Source organism: Clavibacter vidaverae (assembly GCF_047529985.1).
Classification (GTDB): domain Bacteria; phylum Actinomycetota; class Actinomycetes; order Actinomycetales; family Microbacteriaceae; genus Clavibacter; species Clavibacter nebraskensis_A.
Genome location: NZ_JBLJAM010000001.1, coordinates 942843 through 963817 on the forward strand (window position 1 = coordinate 942843; position 20975 = coordinate 963817).

Here is a 20975-nt window from a genome sequence, read left to right on the forward strand (position 1 = left end):
CCGCCGGTCAGGCGAACTGGAGTCTCAAATCGTTGATCCTGGTGGCGACGCTGCCGTCGATGACGTCGTCGCCGATCTGGACGCGGAGGCCGCCGACGAGGTCGCGGTCCACGACCTGGTTCAGCTCGACCCGCCGGGAGTACCGGCGGCTCAGTGCCTGTGCGAGGCGCTCCGACTGCTCGGGCGACAGGGGCGAGGCGGTGCGGACCGTGGCGATGGTGAGGCCCGCCTGGTCGGCCACGAGGGTGGCGGCGTGACGCACGAGCTCGCCGATGCGGCGGCCGCGGGGCTGCTGCACGAGCTGCTCGACGATGGCCACGGTCTGCTCCGAAGCCCGGCCGTCGAGGAGACGGTGGACGAGCGTCGACTTTGCCTCCGGGTCGCCCAGCTTGTCGCCGAGCGCGAGCTCGAGGCCGTCGGCGGTGCTGACGGCGCGGCCGAAGGTGAACAGCTCCGCCTCGATGGGCGTGCCCTCGGGTGCCGACTCGGCCACGGCGCGGATGCCGAGCTCCTCGATGCCCGCGAGCAGCTCGTCGTGCGACGACCAGCGGCCGTCGACGACCGCGCGGATGACGCGGAGAGCGGGCTCCTGCACGGTGCCGCCGAACACCCGGTCCACGATGCTGTGCTTGACCTCCGGCGCGATGCCGGTGTCCGCCAGCGCGGAGAGCAGGTGCGTGGATCCGCCGATGGCGCGGCCGGCCCCGAGGAGCTGACCGGCCGTCGACAGGTCGACGCCCCCGAGCTCCGCGAGGACGCGACGGGCCGCGTCCAGCGATGCGCGCGATGCACTGCCCATCAGCTGGCGGATCCCGTCCTGCCGGCGGTCTCGCTGGCCTCCAGGTCGGCGAGGAACCGGTCGACGAGCGCGGTGGAGCGCTGGTCGTCCGCGAGGCTCTGGCCGATGACGCCGGACGCGAGGTCGATCGCGAGCGAGCCGACCTCCGAGCGGAGGGAGACGACCGCCTGCTGGCGCTCGGCCTCGATCTGCTGCTGCGCGCTCGCGGTGATCCGGGCGGCGTCGGCCGTGGCCTGCTCCTTGATCTCCGCGGCGATCGCCGTGGCGTCGACGCGGGCCTGGTCGCGGATGCGACCGGCCTCGGCACGGGCCTCGGCGAGCTGCGCGGTGAGCTCGGCCTTCGCGGCGTCGGCTTCCGCCTGCGCGCGCTCGGCCTTCTCGATGCCGCCGGCGATGGCCTCGGTGCGACCGTCGAGCATGGCGTAGACGCGCGGCAGCGCGTACTTCCAGATGACGACCAGGAGGACGACGAACACGACCGCCGACCACACGATGTCGTAGACCGCGGGTAGGAGGATGCTCGGCGCTTCTTCACCTGCCGCCATCACGTTGTGGGGCGTGAGCATGTGCGTGTCCCCTAGTTGGTGAAGATGAAGTAGGTCGCGAGGCCGATGAGCGCGAGCGCCTCGGAGAACGCGATGCCGAGGAACATCGTGGTGCGGAGGCTGCCGGCCATCTCGGGCTGGCGGGCCATGGCCTCGACGGTCTTGCCGGCGACGATTCCGACACCGATGCCGGGGCCGATCGCTGCGAGGCCGTAGCCGACGGTCGCGATGTTGCCGGTGATCTCGGCGGTGATGATGGGGTCCACTGGGGTTTCCTTCCGGTTGGGTGATCTCGTTGGTCGACGAGATCGCTTAGTGCTCCTCCGCCACGGCCATCTGGATGTAGACGGCGGTGAGGAGGGCGAAGATGTAGGCCTGCAGGACGGCGACGAGCAGCTCGAAGAGCGTGAACGCGAATCCGAGGACGAGGGTGCCGGCGCCCAGGATCTTGAGCGCGCCCTGTGCCTCGAAGAGGAAGAACCACGTCGCGGAGAAGCAGAGCACCAGCAGGAGGTGCCCCACGAGCATGTTCATCAGGAGTCGGAGCGTGAGCGCGACCGGCCGGATGATGAACGTCGAGAGGAACTCGATGGGCGTGAGGAGGAGGTAGACCGCCTTCGGGGCGCCGGCCGGGAAGAGCGTGTTCTTGAAGAACATCGCGCCCCGGTCCTTGATGCCCGCGTAGATGAAGGTCACGTAGGCGACGAGCGCCAGGAGCAGCGGGAGGCCGATGACCGACGTGCCCGCGATGTTGAGGAAGGGGATGACGCCCGTGAGGTTCATGCCGAGGACCAGGAAGAAGATGGTCATCAGGATCGGCAGGAATCGACGGCCGTCCTTCTTGCCGAGGATGTCCTCCGCGATGTTGACGCGGACGAAGTCGACGCCCATCTCGACGAGGTTCTGACCGCGGCCGGGGACCAGCGCGAGCTTGCGCGTGCCGACGACGAACAGGACCACGAGGACCGCCATCACCAGGAGCCTGATGAGCATGATGCGGTTGAGGTCGAAGCCCGTGCCCTCGAAGAAGGCGATCGGCGGGAAGAACTCCGAGAGCGTGGGAGCGTGGAACCCCTCACCCGAGTCTTCAGCGGCGAGGGTGATGATGCTGGGTGCAGCGATGGCTAACAGCGCTATCTCCTGTTTCGGGGCGTGGAGCGCGAGCTCTCGCGGCGACGAACGGATGGGGTGGGAAGACGCCGGCGTGAGGTGGTTCTGGGCACGGCCCGACGGGAATCGTCACGAGAGAGACTATCAACAATGAGGGTGCCCTGACTAATCGCGTCCCCCCGGCGACGGCGGGACGCGCGCGATCAGCGACCCGGCAGCTGGGCGTCGCTCACGTACCCCACGCGGGCCTTGGTGATCACGATCATGTCCATCACGAGGGTGCCCACGACGCCCACGATCACGGTCACGAAGAGCACGACCAGGTTGATCCACGGCTGCTCCTTGAGCGCCAGCGCGATGGCGAGGAACACCACGAACTTGAGCAGCCACGCGCCGAGCACGACGGAGAAGAAGATCGTCGGGTAGATCGGCGACGACTGGAAGCGGTTCGCGAAGAGGATGCTGCCCGCCGTGAGGCCGAGGAACACGAGCGCCATGGCGCTGCCGATGACCGCGCTCAGGAGGCCGCGTCCGCCGTCGACCGCGAAGCCGACGATGCCGCCGACCACCGCGATGGCGAGGGCCAGCAGCGCTCCCCCGATGAGGATGCGCGTGAAGACGTCCTTCTTCGCGGGGCGCTCCGCGGGGGCGGGAGCGGGGGCGCTCGGGCTGTCGGTCATGTCGTCTCCTTGCTGTTCCCGGCATGCGGGGCGTCGGTGGGCCGGGTCGCGACGGCCCCGGTGGCGAGGTCGGCGTGCTCGCGCTCGACCGTCTCGAGCTCGGACTCCGTCAGGCGCGCGAGCGGGCGGTCGCCCGCCGCCTCGTCCAGCGGGTCGTACGCGGCGGCGTCGTCCGAGTCGGCGTCCGCGGGCACGAGCTGCGCGGCGGCCTCGAGGCGCTTGCGGCGGCTGAGCGGGGCGAGGGTGACGACGGCGCAGGCGACCATGCCGACGACGATGAAGGCGACGCCCCACGCGTAGGGCTGCACCACGAACATGAGCAGGCAGCCGACGGACACGACGCCCGTCCACGCGTAGAAGATGAGCGTCGCGTGCAGGCGCGAGTGCCCCATGTCGAGCAGGCGGTGGTGCAGGTGCTTGCGGTCGGCGCTGAACGGCGACTTGCCCGCCTTCAGCCGCCGGAAGACGGCGAGGGCGAAGTCGAGCAGCGGCACGATGAGGATCGCGAACGGCAGCAGGATCGGGAGGAACGCGGGCAGCAGCTGCGAGCGGCCGAAGGTCTCGGGGTTCGGGTCGATCTCGCCCGTGACCGCGATGGCGCTCGTGGCCATGAGGAGGCCGACGAGGAGCGCGCCCGCGTCGCCCATGAAGAGCTTCGCCGGGTGCCAGTTGAACGGCAGGAAGCCGAGGCACGCGCCGATGAGGATCGCGCTGATGAGCGACGCGAGGTTGAAGCGCTCGGTCTGGCCGGTGGCGGTGTCCGAGAGCAGGAAGCTGTAGAGGAAGAAGGCGCCGTTGGCGATGATCGCGACGCCCGCGACCAGCCCGTCGAGGCCGTCGATGAAGTTGACGGCGTTCATGACGAGGACGATGGCGAAGATCGTCAGCATGATCGACATCTGCGACGAGCCCACCGTGAGGCCGCCGATGGGGAGCGACGAGATGGCGACGCCCTGCCAGGCGAGGAGGCCGGCGGCGAGGATCTGGCCGGCGAGCTTGATCATCCAGTCGAGGTCGTAGACGTCGTCGAGCACGCCGATGACCACGATCATGAGCGCGGCGCCGAGGATGGCGATGACGGGCCCCGGACGGTCGAAGACCAGGCCGAACCAGGAGACCTGGGACGCCACGGCGAAGGCCACGAGGATGCCGGCGAACATCGCGACGCCGCCGAGGCGGGGCGTGGGCTTCGTGTGCACGTCGCGCGCGCGGATCGCCGGGTAGAGCCGGTAGCGGTAGCCGAGCTTCATGACGATCATCGACAGGACGAGCGTGATGACCGCCGATACGACCGCCATGGCTGCGTAGTAGGTCACCGGGGGTGCGCGGGCGGATCCGCGGGGGGCTCGGTCGCGGACGGGGCGGCGGCCTCGGGATCCGCGGATCCGTCGACGCGCTCGGCGCCGCTCGCGATGCCGCGGGGGGCCTCGGGCGCGTCGGGGACGGCTGCGACGTCGGGGACGGCGGCGTCGAGGACGGCGGCGGCCGCGTCGTCGTCGGAGGCGTCCGGCTCGACGGGCTCGGTCGGGGCCGCGACGACGGGCTCGAGCTCGTCGCCGATGAGCTGCTGGATCTGCGCGCGCGTGATCGCGCCCTCGCGGACGATGCGGACGCGGCCGCCTGCGTCGGTGACGCGCGACGCGTCGACGATGGTCGAGGCCGCTCCCCCGGCGGCGCCGCCGTCGAGGAAGATCGAGACGGAGTCGCCGAGCTGCTCGGCCGCGTCCTGGGCGGTCGCGGCGGCGGGCTGGCCCGTCTTGTTGGCGGACGACACCGCGAGCGGGCCGGTCTCCGCGAGGAGCTCGAGCGCGAAGGAGTTGGCGGGCATGCGGAGCGCGACGGTGCCGCGGGTCTCGCCGAGGTCCCAGACGAGGGACGGCTGCGCCACGAGGATCACCGTGAGGCCGCCCGGCCAGAACTCCTCCACCAGGCGGCGGACGACGTCGGGCACGAAGTCGGCCAGCGCGTCGAGCGTCGACTGCCCGGGGATGAGGACGGGCGGCGGGGCGTCGCGCCCGCGGCCCTTCGCGTCGAGGAGCCGCTGCACGGCCTCGGGGTTGAAGGCGTCGGCCGCGATGCCGTACACGGTGTCCGTGGGGACGACGACGACCTCGCCGCGGCCCACCGCCTGTCGGGCGAGTCTCATGCCGGTGAGGAGGTCGGTGTCGACTGAGCAGTCGTAGATGCGCGCCATGTCGTCGCTCATCGTAGCCGAGCGCGTGGGCCTGGCCCTGAGCGGCGGATCCGCGTGGCGTGCGCGCCCGCATACTGGATCGGGTGACCTCCCGCCCCTCCTCCCCCGCCCCGCGCGGGCTCCTGTTCGTGTTCGACATGGACGACGTGCTCTACGACCACGACTGGCGGGGCCCGGCCGACCGGATCACGGCCGCCACGGGCCACGACCTCCCGGAGCTGCGCCGCCGCTGGTACAACGACGACGGCGAGTGGGCCGCGGAGGCCGGGCGCTTCGACGCCGACTCCTACCTCCCCGCGTTCTGCGCGGCCGTGGGCGTCGAGATGGACGAGGACGAGTGGGTCCGCCGGCGCCGCGCGTCCATGACGGTGCGGCCGTCGGCGCTCGAGGCCGTGGCCCGGGCGCGCGAGGCCGGGCGGATCACGCTGCTCACCAACAACAACGCCCTCGCCGCGCGGCACCTGCCGACGCTCGCGCCCGAGCTCGTGCCGCTGTTCGGCGTGGAGCACCTGCGGACGTCGAGCGGGTACGGGGCCCGGAAGCCGGATCCGGCCGTGTTCCGCGGGGTGCTCGCCGCCTACGGGCAGCCGGCCGAGCGCACGTTCTTCGCCGACGACCGGCTCGACAACGTGGAGTCGGCGCGCGGGCTCGGGATCCACGGGCACCACGTGCGCGGCGACGGCGACCTGCTGCCGGCGGTCGAGGCGTTCGTGCGCGCGCAGGCGCACGCGGGCTGACCGCGCCGGATCCGGTCGGCGCCGGATCCTCGTCAGCGCAGCGCGGTCGTGGCGCGGTCGCGGCGGGTGAGGTCCTGATGGGTCGCGGTCGCGCGCCAGCCGTCGGCGTCGAGGAGGGCGCGGATGGCGTCGCCCTGCAGCTCGCCGTGCTCGATCACGAGGGCGCCGCCCGGGTGCAGGAGCCGACGCGCCGTCGTCGAGACGAGCCGCACGACGTCGAGGCCGTCCGCGCCGCCGTAGAGCGCGAGCGCGGGATCGTGCAGCCGCACCTCGGGGTCGCGCGGCACGGCGTCGACCGGGATGTAGGGCGGGTTCGAGACGACGACGGACACGGTGCCGTCGAGCTCGGGGAACGCGTCGGCGAGGTCGCCGAGCACGAGGTCGACGTCGGGCGCGAGGCGCGCGACGTTGCGGGCCGTCCACGCGTGCGCCGCGGGTGAGACCTCGATCGCGTGCACGCGGGCGTGCGGCACCTCGGTGGCGAGCGCCAGCGCGAGGGCGCCGGATCCCGTGCCCAGGTCGACCGCGACGGGCGCCTCGCCGGGCGCGGCGGACAGCGCGTCGATGGCGAGCTGCGCCACCTGCTCCGTCTCGGGCCGCGGCACGAAGACGCCCGGCCCGACGAGGAGCTCGAGCGACCGGAAGTGCGCGACGCCGGTGATGTGCTGCAGCGGCTCGCGACGCGCGCGACGGGCGGTCAGCTCGAGGACGCGCGCGGCGTCCGCGGCATCGACCGCGGCCCGCGTGATCGCGCGCGACTGCACCTGGCCGCGGCTGAGGCCGAGGACGTGGCCGACGAGGAGCTCCGCGTCGACCGCGGGATCCTCGATGCCGGCCGCCGCGAGCGCCTGGCCGACGCGCATGCGGAGGGCGTCCACGGTGGTCGGGACGCCCTCGACGTCAGCCACGCGCGGCGGGACGACGCGTCACGCGTCCGACCCGAGCGCGTCGAGGCGCGCCTCCTCCTCGGCCTGGATGCAGGACTCCACGACCGGGTCGAGGGCGCCGTCCATCACGGCGTCGAGGTTGTACGCCTTGTATCCCGTGCGGTGGTCCGCGATGCGGTTCTCCGGGAAGTTGTACGTGCGGATGCGCTCGGACCGGTCCATCGTGCGGATCTGGCTGCGGCGCACGGCCGAGGCCTCCGCGTCGATCTCCTCCTGCTGCTTCGCGAGGACGCGCGCGCGCAGCACGCGCATGCCGGCCTCACGGTTCTGCAGCTGGCTCTTCTCGTTCTGCATCGCGACCACGATGCCCGTGGGCAGGTGGGTGATGCGGACGGCGGAGTCGGTCGTGTTGACCGACTGGCCGCCGGGGCCGGACGACCGGTAGACGTCGATCTTGAGGTCGTTGGGGTCGATCGCGACCTCCTCGACCTCCTCGACCTCGGGGATCACGAGCACGCCCGCGGCCGAGGTGTGGATGCGGCCCTGCGACTCGGTGGCCGGCACGCGCTGCACGCGGTGGACGCCGCCCTCGTACTTGAGGTGCGCCCACACGCCGAGCGCGGGGTCGTCGGAGGTGCCCTTGATGGCGACCTGCACGTCCTTGTAGCCGCCGAGGTCGCTCTGCGTCTGGCTGAGGACCTCGGTCTTCCAGCGGCGCGACTCCGCGTAGTGCAGGTACATCCGGAGCAGGTCGGCGGCGAACAGCGCGCTCTCGGCGCCGCCCTCCCCCATCTTGATCTCCATGATGACGTCGCGCGCGTCGTCGGGGTCGCGCGGGATCAGGAGCCGCCGGAGCTTCTCCTGCGCCTGGTCGAGCGACTCCTCGAGACCGGGGATCTCGTCGGCGAACGCCGGGTCCTCCTCGGCCAGCTCGCGCGCGGCGGCGAGGTCGTCGGTGAGCTGGGTCCACTCCGCGTGCGCGGCGACGATCCGGCTCAGCTCCGCGTAGCGGCGGTTGACCTTGCGCGAGCGCGACGCGTCCGCGTGCAGCTCGGGGTCGCCCAGCTGCTGCTGGAGCTCCTCGTGCTCCTCCAGCAGCTGGACGACGGACTCGAACACGCGTCAGCCCTTCTCGTGCGCGCCGTGCCCGTGGCTCTGGTGGGACTGGCCGTTCGCGGTGTTGGGCATGGAGGCCTGGACCTTCATGAGGAACTCGACGTTGGAGGTCGTCTCCTTCAGGCGGCTGAGGACGATCTCGAGGGCCTGCTGCTGCTCGAGCCCGGCGAGCGCGCGGCGCAGCTTCCAGGTGACCTTGACCTCGTCGGCGCCCATGAGCATCTCCTCGCGGCGCGTGCCGGAGGCGTTCACGTCGACGGCCGGGAAGATCCGCTTGTCGGCGAGGGCGCGGGAGAGGCGGAGCTCCATGTTGCCGGTGCCCTTGAACTCCTCGAAGATGACCTCGTCCATCTTGGAGCCGGTCTCCACGAGCGCCGTGGCGAGGATCGTGAGCGATCCGCCGTGCTCGATGTTGCGCGCCGCGCCGAAGAAGCGCTTCGGCGGGTAGAGCGCCGACGAGTCGACGCCGCCCGAGAGGATCCGGCCGGATGCGGGAGCCGCGAGGTTGTACGCGCGGCCGAGGCGGGTGATGGAGTCGAGCAGCACGACCACGTCGTGGCCGAGCTCCACGAGGCGCTTGGCGCGCTCGATGGCGAGCTCGGCGACCGTGGTGTGATCCTCGGCGGGACGGTCGAAGGTCGAGGCGATGACCTCGCCCTTCACCGTGCGCTGCATGTCGGTGACCTCCTCGGGACGCTCGTCGACCAGCACGACCATGAGGTGGACCTCGGGGTTGTTGGTGGCGATGGCGTTCGCGATGGCCTGGAGCACGAGCGTCTTGCCGGCCTTGGGCGGCGAGACGATGAGGCCGCGCTGGCCCTTGCCGATCGGCGACACGAGGTCGATGATCCGCGTGGTGAGCTTGTTCGGCTCGGTCTCGAGGCTGAGGCGGTCCTGCGGGTAGAGCGGCGTGAGCTTGCCGAACTCGACGCGGTTCGCGGCCTCCTCGGGCGGCAGGCCGTTGACCGAGTCGATCTTCACGATCGCGTTGTACTTCTGGCGGCTCTGGCTGTCGTTCTCGCGCGGCTGGCGGATGGCGCCGACGATCGCGTCGCCCTTGCGCAGCGAGTGCTTCTTGACCTGGCCGAGCGAGACGTAGACGTCGTTCGTGCCGGGCAGGTAGCCGCTCGTGCGCACGAAGGCGTAGTTGTCGAGCACGTCGAGGATGCCCGCGACGGGCAGGAGGACGTCGTCCTCGGTGACCTCGGGCTCGAAGTCGTCGCCGCCCTGGCCGCGGCCGCGCTTGCGGTCGCGGTACCGGCTGCGGCCGCCGCGCTCCTCGTCGCGTCCGAGGTCGGCGCGGGCCTGGTCGGCGCGCACGTCCTGCGTGCGGTCGCCCTGGCCGCGGCCGTTCTGGCGCTGGCGGCCCGTGCGGGCCTCCTCCTGCGCCTCGTCGTCGGCGTCCTGCTCGCGCGGGGCCGGGTCGCGGGGTGCCTGGTCGCGGCCGCCCTGCTGCTGGTCGTCCTGGTCGCGTCCGCGGTCGCGGTCGCGGTTCCGGCGGTTGCGGCTGCGGTTGCGGCCGCCCTCGCGACCCTCGCGGCCGTCGCGGCCGCCCTGGTCGTCGGAGTCGCGGTCGCGGTCGTCGCCGGAGGCCTGCGCGTCGGACGCGGCGGGGGCCTCGTCGGCGGCGGTCTCGGCGGGCGCGTCCTGCGCGGCGCCGTCCTGGGCGTCGCGTCCGCCGCGGCGGCGGCCGCGGCCGGAGCGCTGCTGGGGGGCCTGCTCCTCGGTCGACGTGTCGGCGGCGGGCGCCTCGGCCTCGGCGGGGACGAGCTGGTCGGCCGTCTGGCCGCTGTTCACGTGCTGCGCGGCCTGGCGCGGGGCCTCGACGGCGGGATCCACGACCCCGGCGCTGGTGGCGCGGCGCGATCCGCGGCGTCCGGCGGGCGCCTCGGTGCGGGCTTCGTCGGCGCGGGGCGCCTGGGCGCGGGAGGAGGGGGCACGGCCGCCGGTGGCCTGCGCGATGCGGGCCTCGAGTCCGGTGCCGGCGGGCTCGACCGCGGCGGACGCCTCGGCGGGCTCCTCGATGCGCTCGGGCACGATGCGCGGGGTGGTGGCGCGGCGGGATCCGCGGCCGGAGCGCGCGGGCTTCTCGGCCGGGGCCTCGTCGGCGACGGGCGCCTCGACGGGCGCGGCGTCGTCCGCGACCGGGGCGGCGTCCGCGACCGGGGCGGCGTCCGCGACGACGGGCTCCGAGGCGGGGGCCTCCTCGACGGCGGGCGCGGCCTCGGCGTCCGGGGCGTCCGCGACCACGGGGGCCTCGGCGTCGGCCTCGGCGGGAGCCTCGGTGGTGGGAGCGTCGGAGGCGGGGGCCGCCTCGTCGGCGGGGACGGAGAGCCCCCGGGCTGCCCGGATCTCGGAGATCGCGGTCACGAGCTCGCCCTTCCGGAGCTTGGAGCCGCCCGGGATCCCGAGCTCGGAGGCGATGGCCTGGAGCTGCGAGACGCGGAGCGTGCTCAGGTCCGCGTCAGTGGCGCGGGTGTCGACATCGGTCATGTGCGTGGGTCCTTTCCCCTGTCCGCCGGGACGAAGCCCGTGCGGAGGAGAGCCGATCGCGTGTGTCTCTGCGAAAGCGGCGGACGGTCTGATTCCGTCCGGAGCTGCTGTCGGGCACGAAGGCACGGGATCTTGCAGAGACGACAGCGGGTGAGTGGTGAGAACGACCACCGGGACCGGATCTCCGACGCGCTTGCGTGGATCCGTCGACCCCGGGGTCGTGTGGAGCCTAGCACCCGGCGTGCCGCCCGCGCAGGGAACGGCGCGCCGGATGCGGACGACCCGCGGGATCCGGCTCAGGAGGAGGAGACGGCGGACCCCGCGTCGACGACCTGCACGGTGCAGCCCTTGACGTCGACCGCGAGCATGAGCGCCTGCCACGGCGTGGCCGCGTGCTCGGCGACGAGCTCGGCGGCCGTGAGCCGCTGACCCGGGTCGCTGCCGAGGACGAGGAGCGACGGGCCCGCGCCCGAGACGACGGCGGCGAAGCCCGCCTCGCGCAGCAGGTGCACGAGCTCGTTCGTCTCGGGCATGGCGGCGGCGCGGTAGTCCTGGTGCAGGCGGTCCTCGGTGGCGGCGAGCAGCAGCTCGGGGCTCTGGATGAGCGCCGCGATGAGCAGCGCCGAGCGCGACACGTTGAAGATCGCGTCCTCGTGCGGCACGGACTCGGGCTGGAGGCTGCGCGCGAGCGCGGTGGACATGGTCGCCACCGGCACGAGCACGAGCGGCGAGACGCCGCGGTGCACGGCGAGCTTCTTGTGCTGCGGACCGGTGCCGTCGACCCACGCGATGGTGAGGCCGCCGAAGAGGGCGGGCGCCACGTTGTCCGGGTGGCCCTCCATCTCGGTGGCGAGGCGGAGGAGCGCGTCGGCGTCGATCTCGACGGTGTCGGCGAGGAGGCCCTGCGCCGCCATGATCCCGGAGACGATGGCCGCCCCCGACGATCCGAGTCCGCGGCCGTGCGGGATCCGGTTCTCCGCGACGAGGTCGAGGCCCGGCATCGGCTGGTCGAAGGCGGCGAACGTGTGGGCGATGGCCGTGACGACGAGGTTCGACGCGTCGGTGGGCACCTCGCCCGCGCCGACGCCGCGCACGTCGACCGTGGCGCCGGGCTCGTCGCGCACGGTGACCGTGAGGTCGTCGTAGAGCGCGAGCGCGAGGCCGAGCGTGTCGAAGCCGGGGCCGAGGTTGGCGCTCGTCGCGGGCACGCGCACCTGCACGCGGCGGCCGACGGGGAGCGCCTCGCGCATCGGACCGTCGGTCACGACGCGACCAGGTCGAGCACGCCCGCGATCTCGGCGACGTCGACGCCCACGCTCGTGGGGGCGACGTCGGAGCCGTCGGCGGTGCGGAGCGCCCACTGCGGGTCCTTCAGGCCGTGGCCCGTGACCGTGAGGACGACCGTGGCGCCCTTCGGGATCTGCCCGGCCTCGGCGCGCTCGAGGAGCCCCGCGACGCTGATGGCCGACGCGGGCTCGACGAAGATGCCGACCTCGGCGGAGAGGATGCGGTGCGCCTCGAGGATCCGCGCGTCGGAGATGGCGCCGAAGTAGCCGTCGGTGAGCAGCTGCGCCTCGAGGGCGAGCTTCCACGAGGCCGGGTTGCCGATGCGGATCGCGCTGGCGATGGTGTCGGGGTCCTTGACGATGGCGCCGTCGACGATGGGCGCGCTGCCCGCGGCCTGGAAGCCGAACATGCGGGGCAGCCTCGTGGCGTTGCCCGCCTCGAGGTCCTCGCGGTAGCCGCGCGTGTAGGCGGTGTAGTTGCCGGCGTTGCCGACGGGGATGAAGTGGAAGTCCGGCGCGTCGCCGAGCACCTCGACGACCTCGAACGCGCCCGTCTTCTGGCCCTCGATGCGGTCGTTGTTGACCGAGTTGACGAGGTGCACCGGGTAGTTCGCGCTGAGCTCGCGCGCGATGTCGAGGCAGTCGTCGAAGTTGCCGCGCACCTGCAGGAGCTGCGCGTCGTGGGCGACGGCCTGGCTGAGCTTGCCCATCGCGATCTTGCCCTCGGGCACGAGCACCGCGGCGGTGATGCCCGCGTGCGTCGCGTACGCCGCGGCCGACGCCGAGGTGTTGCCGGTCGACGCGCAGATGACGGCCTTCGCGCCGTGCTCGACGGCCTTCGAGATCGCCATGGTCATGCCGCGGTCCTTGAAGGATCCCGTCGGGTTCATGCCCTCGTACTTGACCCACACCTTCGCGCCCGTGCGCGCGGACAGGGCGGGCGCGGGGATGAGCGGCGTGCCGCCCTCGCCGAGCGTGATGATCGGGGTGGCGTCCGTGACGTCGAGGCGGTCGGCGTATTCGCGGAGCAGTCCGCGCCATTGGTGGGCCATCAGGCTCCTTCTACTCGGAGGACGCTCGCGACTGCCGTCACGGCGTCGAGGTTCGACACCGCGTCGACGGTGGCCCGGAGGGCCGCGTCGGTGGCGCGGTGCGTGCCGATCACCAGGCTAGCGGTGGGCCGGGCGCCGGCCCCGCCCGCCACGGGCGCCTGATGGGTGGTCTGCTCGAGCGTCTCCACGGAGACGCCGTGCTCGCTGAACAGGTGGGCGATGCGGGCGAGCACGCCCGGCTCGTCCGCCACCTGGAGGGTGATCTGGTACTGGGTCGTGATCGCGCCGACGGGCAGCGTCTCGAGGTCCGCGTGCGTCGACTCCGCGACGCCGGGGCCGCCGACGACGTGCCGACGCGCGGCCGAGACGACGTCGCCGAGGACGGCGGACGCGGTCTGCACTCCCCCGGCGCCCGCGCCGTAGAACATGAGGTCCCCGGCGGCCTCGGCCTCGACGAAGACGGCGTTGTTCGCGCCGTGCACCGCGGCGAGCGGGTGGTCCCGTGGCACGAGCGCGGGGTAGACGCGGGCGGAGACGCCGTCGCGGCCGGTGGCGGGATCCGCCAGGCGCTCGCAGATCGCGAGCAGCTTGATGACGTAGCCGGCCTTGCGCGCCGACTCGAACTGCGCGGACGACAGGCCCGTGATGCCCTCGCGGTGCACGGCCTCGACGGGAACGCGGGTGTGGAAGGCGAGGCTCGCGAGGATGGCCGCCTTCTGCGCGGCGTCGTAGCCCTCGATGTCGGCGGTGGGATCCGCCTCCGCGTAGCCGAGCTCCGTGGCCGTCGCGAGGGCCTCGTCGAAGCCGAGCCCGTGAGTGTCCATCTCGTCGAGGATGTAGTTCGTCGTGCCGTTGACGATGCCGAGGATCCGCTCGACCCGGTCGCCCGCGAGGCTGTCGCGGAGGGGCCGGATGATGGGGATCGCGCCGGCCACCGCGGCCTCGTAGTAGAGCTGCGCGCCCACCTGCTCGGCCGCCTCGAAGAGCTCCGGGCCGTGCGTCGCGAGCAGGGCCTTGTTGGCGGTCACGACGTCGGCGCCCGAGGAGATGGCCGCGAGGATGTGGGTGCGCGCGGGCTCGATCCCGCCCATGAGCTCGATGACGATGTCGGCGCCGAGGATGAGCGACTCGGCGTCGGTGGTGAGCAGCTCGCGCGGCACGGACGGGTCGCGCGGCGCGTCCGCGTCGCGCACCGCGATGCCCACGAGCTCGAGCCGCGCGCCGACCCGCTGCGCCAGCTCGTCGCCGTGCTCCCGCATGAGGCGCGCCACCTGGGTGCCGACCGAGCCGCAGCCCAGCAGGGCGACGCGCAGGTTCCGGTACTCGATCATCGTGCTCCGTTCACGTCGGGGGATGCGGCGAGGGGCGTGCCCAGGTCGCGCGCCAGCAGGTCGGCCTCGGTCTCGCCGCGAACGATGACGCGCGCCTCGCCGTCGCGCACGGCGACGACCGGCGGGCGGCCGATCCAGTTGTAGTTGCTCGCGAGCGCCCAGCAGTAGGCGCCTGTGGCCGGGACGGCGAGGAGGTCGTCCGGGCGCACATCGCCCGGCAGGTAGTCGGCGAGCACGACGAGGTCGCCGCTCTCGCAGTGCTTGCCGGCGATCCGCACGAGGGCGGGGGCGGCGTCGGAGGCGCGCGAGGCGATGCGCACGGAGTAGTCGGCGCCGTAGAGGGCGGGGCGCGCGTTGTCGCTCATGCCGCCGTCGACGCTCACGTAGCGGCGGATGGCCGTCTCGGCCTCCGCGGCGATGCGCGGATCCTCGACGTCGCCCGTGGCGGACTCGGCCTCGGCCACCTCGTCGTCGACGCCGCCGACCGTGACGAGCACGTCCTTGACGGTGCCGACCGTGTAGAGCGTGACGGTGGAGGGCCCGACGACGCTGCGGCCGGGCTCGACCGCGATGACGGGCACGGCGATCCCCCGGCGTCCGCACTCGTCGCCCACGATGCGGGTCAGTCGGCGGGCGATCTCGGGCACCGGCACGGGCCGGTCGACCGGCGTGTACGCGATGCCGAAGCCGCCGCCGAGGTTGAGCTCGGGCACGGGTCCGTCGGCGAGGAGGCGCTCGTGCAGGTCGAGGAGGCGTCGGGCGGACTCGACGAACGCGTCCGTCTCGAAGATCTGGCTGCCGATGTGCGCGTGCAGGCCCGTGAAGGAGAGGGACGCGTGCGAGCGGATGCGCGCGACGACGTCGGGCGCGTCCTGCAGCGTGATGCCGAACTTCTGGTCCTCGCGCGCCGTGGCGAGGTACTCGTGCGTGTGCGCGTGCACGCCGCTGTTCACGCGGAGGCGCACCGACTGGACCCGGCCGTGGCCGGCCGCGGCGGCCGCGATGCGCTCGACCTCGATGACGCTGTCGATGACGATCTGGCCGATCCCGGCACCGACCGCCCGGTCGATCTCCGCGACCGACTTGTTGTTGCCGTGGAAGCCGAGGCGGTCCGGATCCGCGCCCGCCGCGAGCGCGACGGCCAGCTCCCCGCCGGAGCAGACGTCGATGTGGAGGCCCTCCTCCACCATCCAGCGGGCGACCTCCACGCTGAGGAACGCCTTGCCCGCGTAGTAGACGCGCGCGGTCGTGCCGACGGCGGCGGCCTCGCGGTCGAACGCGGCGAGCGTCTCGGCGGCGCGGCCGCGCACGTCGTCCTCGTCGACGACGTAGAGCGGGGTGCCGAAGCGCCGGGCGAGCTCGGGGGCGGCGACCCCGGCGATGCGGAGGGCGCCGTCGTCGTCACGGGAGGCGCCGCGGGACCAGACCGCGGGATCCAGCGCGTTCGCGTCGTCGGGGAGCTGCAGCCAGGACGGGGCCAGCGGGTTCGCGGTCACTCGAGTCACCTCTTCGGGCGCGGGGCGGACGTGCGGGATGGCGAGCGGACCCGGTGTGGTCCCTGAAGCCGTGAGGGGGCGGTGACAGCATCCTACCGAGGCGGCGCCGGGCCCCCGGCCCATGTGACGACCGCCTCCGCGGCGCCCCGGCGCGGCTCAGCCGCAGCTGCCGGTAACGCCGAGCGAGTCGCGCGTGAGCTTCAGCGACGACGACTCGACCGTCATCGACGCGCGTCCGTCGGCCACGGTCACGTCCGTCACCGCGACCCCGGCCGGCAGGTACTGTGCGATGCACACGGGGTACGTGACGTCGCGGATGCGCTGGATCGTCTGCGCGAGGTCGACCGTGAACGAGCCCGCCTGCAGCTGCACCTCGGTGGGCGTGATGACGACCGTCGAGGCGTCGCGCAGCACGGGCTCGGCGGCCACGGTGTAGCCGAACGTGATGCCGAGGACCTTGGTGGATCCGGCGTAGCCGAGCGTGCCGTCGCCGAAGCGGAGGTCGGGAGGGGTGCCGGCCGTCTTCGCGAGCAGCGCGCTCGCGGGATCCTGGTCCATCGACACGGTGGCGACCACGTCCCCCACCGTGCGCTCCTGGTCGGTGGGCACGTCGGTCGCGACGATGTGCGCCTGGAACGGCGTGCCGTCCGCCTGGAGGTTGGGGCCGTCGAGCACCACGCGGTCGAGCGTCCCGCGGATCAGCTGCGGGATCACCCACTCGCCCTCGATCGCGACGTTGACGCGCCCCGTGACCTGGCCCGGCAGCTGGTCCGCGATCTGCTTCTCGGCCTGCTCCTCCGCGACGCCGCGCACGGTCTGGTCGATGATCCGGAGGCCGAAGGCGAGCCCGACGCCGATGACGGCGAGCACGAGGAGCCAGATGAACACGGTGCCGCCGCGCGGCCCGCGGCGGCGACGGCGGGCCTCCCGCGGGTCGCGGCGCTCGGGCGCCTCGAAGACCTCCGTGCCCAGGAAACGCCCCGCCATGATCCGCTCCCTACATGCGCTCGGGGGCGGAGACGCCCACGAGGTCCAGGCCGTTCGCCACGACCTGGCGGACGGCGTCGTTCAGCCACAGGCGCGTGCGGTGCAGGTCGGTGACCTCCTCGTCGCCCCGCGGGACCACGCGGCAGCTGTCGTACCAGCGGTGGTAGGAGCCCGCGAGCTCCTCCACGTAGCGGGCGACGCGGTGCGGCTCGCGCAGCTCCGCGGCCTGGGCGACGATGCGCGGGAACTCCTGCAGGAGCCCGAGCAGCGCCGACTCGGTCGGGTGCGTGAGCAGCTCGGGCGCGAACGCGCTCCGGTCGACGCCCGACGCCTCCGCGTTGCGGTCCACCGCGCAGGTGCGCGCGTGGGCGTACTGCACGTAGAAGACGGGGTTGTCGTTGGTGCGCTTGCCGAGCACCGCGAGGTCGATGTCGAGGTTCTGGTCGGCGGACGAGCGCACGAGCGAGTAGCGGCCGGCGTCCACCCCCACGGCGTCGACCAGGTCGTCGAGCGTGACGATCGTGCCGGCGCGCTTGCTCATCTTCACGGGCTCGCCGTCGCGCAGCAGGTTGACCATCTGGCCGATGAGGATCTGCAGGTTGACGCCCGGGGTGTCGCCGAACGCCTCGACCATGGCCATCATGCGGCCGACGTAGCCGTGGTGGTCGGCGCCCAGCATGATGATGTTCTGCTCGAAGCCGCGCTCGCGCTTGTCGAGGTAGTAGCCGAGGTCGCCCGAGATGTAGGCGGGCTCGCCCGACGAGCGGATGACCACGCGGTCGCGGTCGTCGCCGAACGTGGTGGTGCGGAGCCACACGGCGCCGTCCTCCTCGAAGACATGGCCGAGCTCGGTGAGGCGCGCGATGGCGCGGTCGACGGCGCCGGACTCGTGCAGCGAGTCCTCGTGGAAGAACACGTCGAAGTCCACGCCGAAGTCGTGCAGCTTCTGCTTGATCTCGCCGAACATCAGCTCGGTGCCGGCGCTCCGGAACACCTCCTGCTGCTCCTCGCGCGGGAGGGCATCGAGGTCGCCGTCGTACCCCTCCACCACGCGCTCCGCGATCTCGCCGATGTAGGCGCCGCCGTAGCCGTCCTCGGGGGTGTCCTCGCCGAGGTGACTCGCGAGGAGGCTGCGGGCGAAGCGGTCGATCTGGGATCCGTGGTCGTTGAAGTAGTACTCCCGCGTGACGTCGGCGCCCTCGGCCTGGAGGATGCGCGCGAGGCTGTCGCCGACGGCCGCCCAGCGCACGCCGCCGAGGTGGATGGGGCCGGTCGGGTTCGCCGAGACGAACTCGAGGTTGATGCGGATCCCGTCGAGGGTCGTGCCCCGTCCGTACGCCGGGCCGGCCTCGACGATGGTGCGCGCGAGGGCGCCCGCGGCCGCCGCCTCGAGCGTGATGTTGATGAAGCCGGGCCCCGCGACGTCGACCTTCGCGACCTGCGGCAGGGCGCCGAGCGCCTCGGCGATCTCGGCGGCCAGCGCGCGCGGGTTCTCGCCCAGCGGCTTGGCGATGCGCATGGCGATGTTGGTGGCCCAGTCGCCGTGGTCGCGGTTGCGGGGGCGCTCGAGGACGACCATGTCGGGGCTGAGCACGAGGGCGTCGCCGCCCGGTCGTCGTCCCGCCGTCCCGGACACGATGTCGAACAGTGCGCCGGTCAGGTCAGGGCTCGTCATGGGGATCGATCCTACCTTCGGGCACGACCCGGTCCGGCCCCGTCCGGCGGTGCGCGAGCCGGTCGGCGGGCCGGCGCCCGGCGCACGGGGACGGTCCCAGCGGCGCCCGGCCCCGGATCGGTAGGGTGTCGATCCCGCCTCCCGCTCGTGGCACGATGCCGCGCGCCGAGCGTCGCACCCCGCGGCGCGCCCGGATCCGAAGGAGCACCACCATGCCCGTCCGCCTCCCCGCGCCCGCACGCTCCCGCCTCGCGCGCACCGTCCCGGCCGCGGCCGGCGCCGGCCTCGCGGTGGCCCTGCTCCTCGCGGGCTGCTCGAACCCCGCCCCGCTCCAGCCCACGACGCCCGACCCCACGGCCAGCGCCGAGGGCGGCCAGGCAGCGGGCGGCGGATCCGCGACGGCCCCGAGCGCGTCGCCCACCCCCGCGCCGCCCAAGGGCACGCCCGTGACGACCACGTGCGCCCAGCTCCTGCCCGACCTCGCGAAGTTCGGCCCCGGCTTCGCCACCGAGGAGCTCCCGGCGGACACCGCCACCGACGGCGCGCGCGAGGACGTGCTCGCCATGCAGGGCATCGCGTGCGCCTTCCGGGCCTCGGACGGCACGCAGGTCGAGATCGACGTCGCCCAGCCCGTCGCGGCGGAGCTGCAGTCCCGGCGGGACGCGGCGATCCTCCGAGCCGACCCCATCGCCGGCTACCCGTCGGGCGTCGAGGCGTACTTCGAGCTGCAGGACGCGGTCGGCGTCGCCACCATCTACTCGGCGAAGCACATGGTCGTGATGCGCTCCGCGGCGTTCTACGAGCCCGGCGACCACGCCGATCTCGGCAACGCGGTGCTCACGACCGTCGGCGGCTGATCCGCCGTCCCGCGCCGACCGCCCCGGCGACGCCGCGTCGCGCGGCGCGTCAGCCCAGGCGGACGGGCGCGGTCCCGTCATCGACGGGCAGCTCGTCGACCGTGGCGAGCACCTCCATGCGCGAGATGGTCACGAGGCTCCGGGTGTTGGTGAGGAACGCGGTGTCGGACGCGTCGCGGCCCGTGGAGATGCGCAGCAGGCTCTGCCGCGGCGCGAGGCCGGTGGCGTCGACCACGTGCCACGCGCCGTCGACCCACGCCTCGGCCACCGCGTGGAAGTCCATCGGGCTGAGGCCGGGCGCGTACACGGCCGCGAGGCGCGCGGGCACGTCGAGCGCGCGCAGCATCGCGATGACGAGGTGCGCGTAGTCGCGGCAGACGCCGCGGCGGGCGAGCAGCGTCCGCACGGCGCCGTCGGTCGGCAGGCTGGATCCGGGCGCGTACCGCAGCGAGTCGGCGACGAACGCGCGCACGGCGGCGAGGAGCGGCAGGCCGTCGAGGCCGCGGAACTCGCCGCGGGCCGTGGGGAAGAGGGTGTCCGACTCGCAGTAGCGGCTCGGGCGGCGGTACACCCAGAGGTCGACGTCGTCGAGGGGCGCGGGATCCCGGCGGCCCGTGACGGTGGCGCGGTACTCCATCGTGAGCACGCCCGCGCCGACGTCGAGCACGTGCAGGCGGGTGTCGTGCCGGTCGACCACCTCGGTCGCCGTCACGGGCGCGCCGTCGAGGGCGAAGGCGAGGTGCTCGGAGGCGATGTCGGCGCCGCGCGCGACGGCGACCGCGAAGGCCATCTCGCTCTCGCCGGATACCTGCAGCTCGAGCATGGAGGAGACGTCGCGGCGCATGCGTCCATCGTGGCATCCGCGCGGCGGACGGGCGCGTGCGATGCGGGACGGCCGGTCGGCCGCTGCCAGGATCAGGCGGCGGCGGTCCGCGTCGCGTCGACGGGCTCGCGGCGAGCGCACGCCTCGGCGAGCGCGCCGAGCAGCGCGGGGAGCTGGTCGCGCGCGGCGCCCGGGTCCTCCGGGTGCCACTGCACGCCCGTGACGGGCGCGGTCTCGTGCTCGACCGCCTCCGGCACGCCGTCGGGCGCGACGGCCACGACGCGCAGGCCCACGCCGGGCCGGTCGACGGCCTGGTGGTGGGCGCTGCGCACGGTGAGCGCGGTGGATCCGAGCACGCGGGCGAGCCGGCTGCCCGCCGCGACGCGCACGTCGTGGTCGCGCATGACGGCCGTGATCTCCGTCGCGTCGTTCCGGTGCTCCCCCACGCCGTCGATGTGCTGCTGCAGGGTGCCGCCGAGCGCGACGTTGACGATCTGGGCGCCGCGGCAGATGCCGAGCAGCGGCGTGCCCTCCGCGACGGCGCGGCGCACGAGCGCGATCTGGCCCGCGTCGGCGACCTCGCGGTGCGTCGACCGGCCCTCGTACTCGGCCGGTCCGCCGTAGAAGCGCGGGGCGACGTCCTCGCCGCCCATGATGACGACCGCGTCGGCGTCGCGCGTGCGGGCGAGGAGCGACTCGACGCCCTCGTCCTCCGCGGCGACGTTCTCGACCAGCCAGCCGGCCTGGTCGGCGACCTCCGCGACGCGCGCGTTGAGGCCCTGCACCAGCGCGTCGTACGCGGCGGCCTCGGGACGGGAGCGGGTCACCTGCACGACGGCGAGGCGGCGGAGGGGGGCGGGCATGGATCCAGTGTGCGGCCTGGCCGGCGCCGCCCCCGCTCCCCGTG

Annotated in this window: 20 protein-coding genes; 2 read left to right on the forward strand and 18 right to left on the reverse strand. The window is 73.5% G+C overall.

The window, feature by feature from the left end:
- Positions 1 to 7: 7 nt before the first annotated feature.
- From ACMT9T_RS04360 to ACMT9T_RS04390, 7 genes are all read right to left on the reverse strand, one after another.
- The gene (locus tag ACMT9T_RS04360; protein WP_414744404.1) at positions 8 to 799 is read right to left on the reverse strand and encodes a F0F1 ATP synthase subunit delta; all 792 of its coding nucleotides are present in this window, start codon (positions 797 to 799) and stop codon (positions 8 to 10) included.
- Positions 799 to 1365: a F0F1 ATP synthase subunit B gene (locus tag ACMT9T_RS04365; RefSeq protein WP_414744405.1), complete on the reverse strand. Its 567-nt coding sequence runs from the start codon at positions 1363 to 1365 to the stop codon at positions 799 to 801. Before ACMT9T_RS04365 ends, ACMT9T_RS04360 begins: the two co-directional genes overlap by 1 nt.
- An 11-nt stretch (positions 1366 to 1376) precedes the next feature.
- The gene (locus tag ACMT9T_RS04370; RefSeq protein WP_012299262.1) at positions 1377 to 1610 is read right to left on the reverse strand and encodes an ATP synthase F0 subunit C; all 234 of its coding nucleotides are present in this window, start codon (positions 1608 to 1610) and stop codon (positions 1377 to 1379) included.
- Between the two features lie 46 nt (positions 1611 to 1656).
- Entirely contained in the window at positions 1657 to 2481 is an 825-nt protein-coding gene (gene atpB, locus ACMT9T_RS04375) for a F0F1 ATP synthase subunit A (protein ID WP_489672271.1), read from the reverse strand.
- Between the two features lie 176 nt (positions 2482 to 2657).
- Positions 2658 to 3134: a Cg1360 family ATP-synthase-associated protein gene (locus ACMT9T_RS04380; protein WP_414744406.1), complete on the reverse strand. Its 477-nt coding sequence runs from the start codon at positions 3132 to 3134 to the stop codon at positions 2658 to 2660.
- Positions 3131 to 4450 (reverse strand): MraY family glycosyltransferase, encoded by a 1320-nt coding sequence (locus ACMT9T_RS04385; protein WP_414744407.1) that lies wholly within the window; start codon positions 4448 to 4450, stop codon positions 3131 to 3133. The genes ACMT9T_RS04380 and ACMT9T_RS04385 overlap by 4 nt, the downstream gene beginning before the upstream one ends.
- Positions 4447 to 5340, reverse strand: coding sequence for an L-threonylcarbamoyladenylate synthase (locus ACMT9T_RS04390; protein WP_414744408.1), 894 nt, complete (start codon positions 5338 to 5340; stop codon positions 4447 to 4449). The genes ACMT9T_RS04385 and ACMT9T_RS04390 overlap by 4 nt, the downstream gene beginning before the upstream one ends.
- A gap of 71 nt (positions 5341 to 5411) precedes the next feature.
- Between ACMT9T_RS04390 and ACMT9T_RS04395 the strand changes: the two genes are divergently transcribed.
- Entirely contained in the window at positions 5412 to 6065 is a 654-nt protein-coding gene (locus ACMT9T_RS04395) for an HAD-IA family hydrolase (RefSeq protein ID WP_414744409.1), read from the forward strand.
- 32 nt (positions 6066 to 6097) lie between these two features.
- On the opposite strand, the gene prmC is transcribed toward ACMT9T_RS04395, so the two are convergent.
- The 9 genes from prmC to argS all read right to left on the reverse strand — a co-directional run bounded on the left by prmC (position 6098) and on the right by argS (position 18388).
- Positions 6098 to 6973: a peptide chain release factor N(5)-glutamine methyltransferase gene (gene prmC / locus ACMT9T_RS04400; protein WP_414744410.1), complete on the reverse strand. Its 876-nt coding sequence runs from the start codon at positions 6971 to 6973 to the stop codon at positions 6098 to 6100.
- A gap of 18 nt (positions 6974 to 6991) precedes the next feature.
- Positions 6992 to 8071 (reverse strand): peptide chain release factor 1, encoded by a 1080-nt coding sequence (gene prfA, locus ACMT9T_RS04405; protein ID WP_414744411.1) that lies wholly within the window; start codon positions 8069 to 8071, stop codon positions 6992 to 6994.
- A 3-nt stretch (positions 8072 to 8074) separates the two neighbouring features.
- A complete protein-coding gene (gene rho, locus ACMT9T_RS04410) occupies positions 8075 to 10561 on the reverse strand; it encodes a transcription termination factor Rho (protein WP_414744412.1) in 2487 nt (828 codons plus the stop codon).
- A 296-nt stretch (positions 10562 to 10857) separates the two neighbouring features.
- Positions 10858 to 11811, reverse strand: coding sequence for a homoserine kinase (gene thrB / locus ACMT9T_RS04415; RefSeq protein WP_414745856.1), 954 nt, complete (start codon positions 11809 to 11811; stop codon positions 10858 to 10860).
- Between the two features lie 11 nt (positions 11812 to 11822).
- Entirely contained in the window at positions 11823 to 12899 is a 1077-nt protein-coding gene (thrC, locus tag ACMT9T_RS04420) for a threonine synthase (RefSeq protein ID WP_414744413.1), read from the reverse strand.
- The gene (locus tag ACMT9T_RS04425) at positions 12899 to 14230 is read right to left on the reverse strand and encodes a homoserine dehydrogenase (RefSeq protein WP_414744414.1); all 1332 of its coding nucleotides are present in this window, start codon (positions 14228 to 14230) and stop codon (positions 12899 to 12901) included. Before ACMT9T_RS04425 ends, thrC begins: the two co-directional genes overlap by 1 nt.
- On the reverse strand, positions 14227 to 15726 hold the full coding sequence (locus tag ACMT9T_RS04430; protein WP_414744415.1) for a diaminopimelate decarboxylase family protein: 1500 nt from the start codon (positions 15724 to 15726) through the stop codon (positions 14227 to 14229). Before ACMT9T_RS04430 ends, ACMT9T_RS04425 begins: the two co-directional genes overlap by 4 nt.
- Before the next feature lie 156 nt (positions 15727 to 15882).
- The gene (locus ACMT9T_RS04435) at positions 15883 to 16713 is read right to left on the reverse strand and encodes an LmeA family phospholipid-binding protein (protein ID WP_414744416.1); all 831 of its coding nucleotides are present in this window, start codon (positions 16711 to 16713) and stop codon (positions 15883 to 15885) included.
- A 10-nt stretch (positions 16714 to 16723) separates the two neighbouring features.
- Positions 16724 to 18388 (reverse strand): arginine--tRNA ligase, encoded by a 1665-nt coding sequence (gene argS, locus ACMT9T_RS04440; protein ID WP_414744417.1) that lies wholly within the window; start codon positions 18386 to 18388, stop codon positions 16724 to 16726.
- Between the two features lie 212 nt (positions 18389 to 18600).
- On the opposite strand from argS, the gene ACMT9T_RS04445 reads away from it, so the two are divergent.
- Complete coding sequence (locus tag ACMT9T_RS04445) at positions 18601 to 19245, forward strand: hypothetical protein (protein ID WP_414744418.1); 645 nt, start codon at positions 18601 to 18603, stop codon at positions 19243 to 19245.
- A 49-nt stretch (positions 19246 to 19294) separates the two neighbouring features.
- Here ACMT9T_RS04445 and ACMT9T_RS04450 read toward each other — a convergent pair whose 3' ends face one another.
- Both ACMT9T_RS04450 and ACMT9T_RS04455 read right to left on the reverse strand, forming a co-directional pair.
- On the reverse strand, positions 19295 to 20089 hold the full coding sequence (locus ACMT9T_RS04450; RefSeq protein WP_414744419.1) for a transglutaminase-like domain-containing protein: 795 nt from the start codon (positions 20087 to 20089) through the stop codon (positions 19295 to 19297).
- 71 nt (positions 20090 to 20160) lie between these two features.
- Positions 20161 to 20931, reverse strand: a complete 771-nt coding sequence (locus tag ACMT9T_RS04455; RefSeq protein WP_414744420.1) for a gamma-glutamyl-gamma-aminobutyrate hydrolase family protein — start codon at positions 20929 to 20931, stop codon at positions 20161 to 20163.
- Between the last annotated feature and the right edge of the window lie 44 nt (positions 20932 to 20975).

What these genes read in the sequence shown, in the direction of transcription:
- ACMT9T_RS04380 (WP_414744406.1), bottom strand. Translation starts at nt 3,134, where the DNA reads ATGACCGACAGCCCGAGCGCCCCCGCTCCCGCCCCCGCGGAGCGCCCC.
- ACMT9T_RS04390 (WP_414744408.1), bottom strand. Translation starts at nt 5,340, where the DNA reads ATGAGCGACGACATGGCGCGCATCTACGACTGCTCAGTCGACACCGAC.
- ACMT9T_RS04360 (WP_414744404.1), bottom strand. Translation starts at nt 799, where the DNA reads ATGGGCAGTGCATCGCGCGCATCGCTGGACGCGGCCCGTCGCGTCCTC.
- ACMT9T_RS04445 (WP_414744418.1), top strand. Translation starts at nt 18,601, where the DNA reads ATGCCCGTCCGCCTCCCCGCGCCCGCACGCTCCCGCCTCGCGCGCACC.
- ACMT9T_RS04365 (WP_414744405.1), bottom strand. Translation starts at nt 1,365, where the DNA reads ATGCTCACGCCCCACAACGTGATGGCGGCAGGTGAAGAAGCGCCGAGC.
- rho (WP_414744412.1), bottom strand. Translation starts at nt 10,561, where the DNA reads ATGACCGATGTCGACACCCGCGCCACTGACGCGGACCTGAGCACGCTC.
- ACMT9T_RS04450 (WP_414744419.1), bottom strand. Translation starts at nt 20,089, where the DNA reads ATGCGCCGCGACGTCTCCTCCATGCTCGAGCTGCAGGTATCCGGCGAG.
- argS (WP_414744417.1), bottom strand. Translation starts at nt 18,388, where the DNA reads ATGACGAGCCCTGACCTGACCGGCGCACTGTTCGACATCGTGTCCGGG.
- thrC (WP_414744413.1), bottom strand. Translation starts at nt 12,899, where the DNA reads ATGGCCCACCAATGGCGCGGACTGCTCCGCGAATACGCCGACCGCCTC.
- ACMT9T_RS04455 (WP_414744420.1), bottom strand. Translation starts at nt 20,931, where the DNA reads ATGCCCGCCCCCCTCCGCCGCCTCGCCGTCGTGCAGGTGACCCGCTCC.
- thrB (WP_414745856.1), bottom strand. Translation starts at nt 11,811, where the DNA reads ATGCGCGAGGCGCTCCCCGTCGGCCGCCGCGTGCAGGTGCGCGTGCCC.
- ACMT9T_RS04425 (WP_414744414.1), bottom strand. Translation starts at nt 14,230, where the DNA reads ATGATCGAGTACCGGAACCTGCGCGTCGCCCTGCTGGGCTGCGGCTCG.
- ACMT9T_RS04435 (WP_414744416.1), bottom strand. Translation starts at nt 16,713, where the DNA reads ATGGCGGGGCGTTTCCTGGGCACGGAGGTCTTCGAGGCGCCCGAGCGC.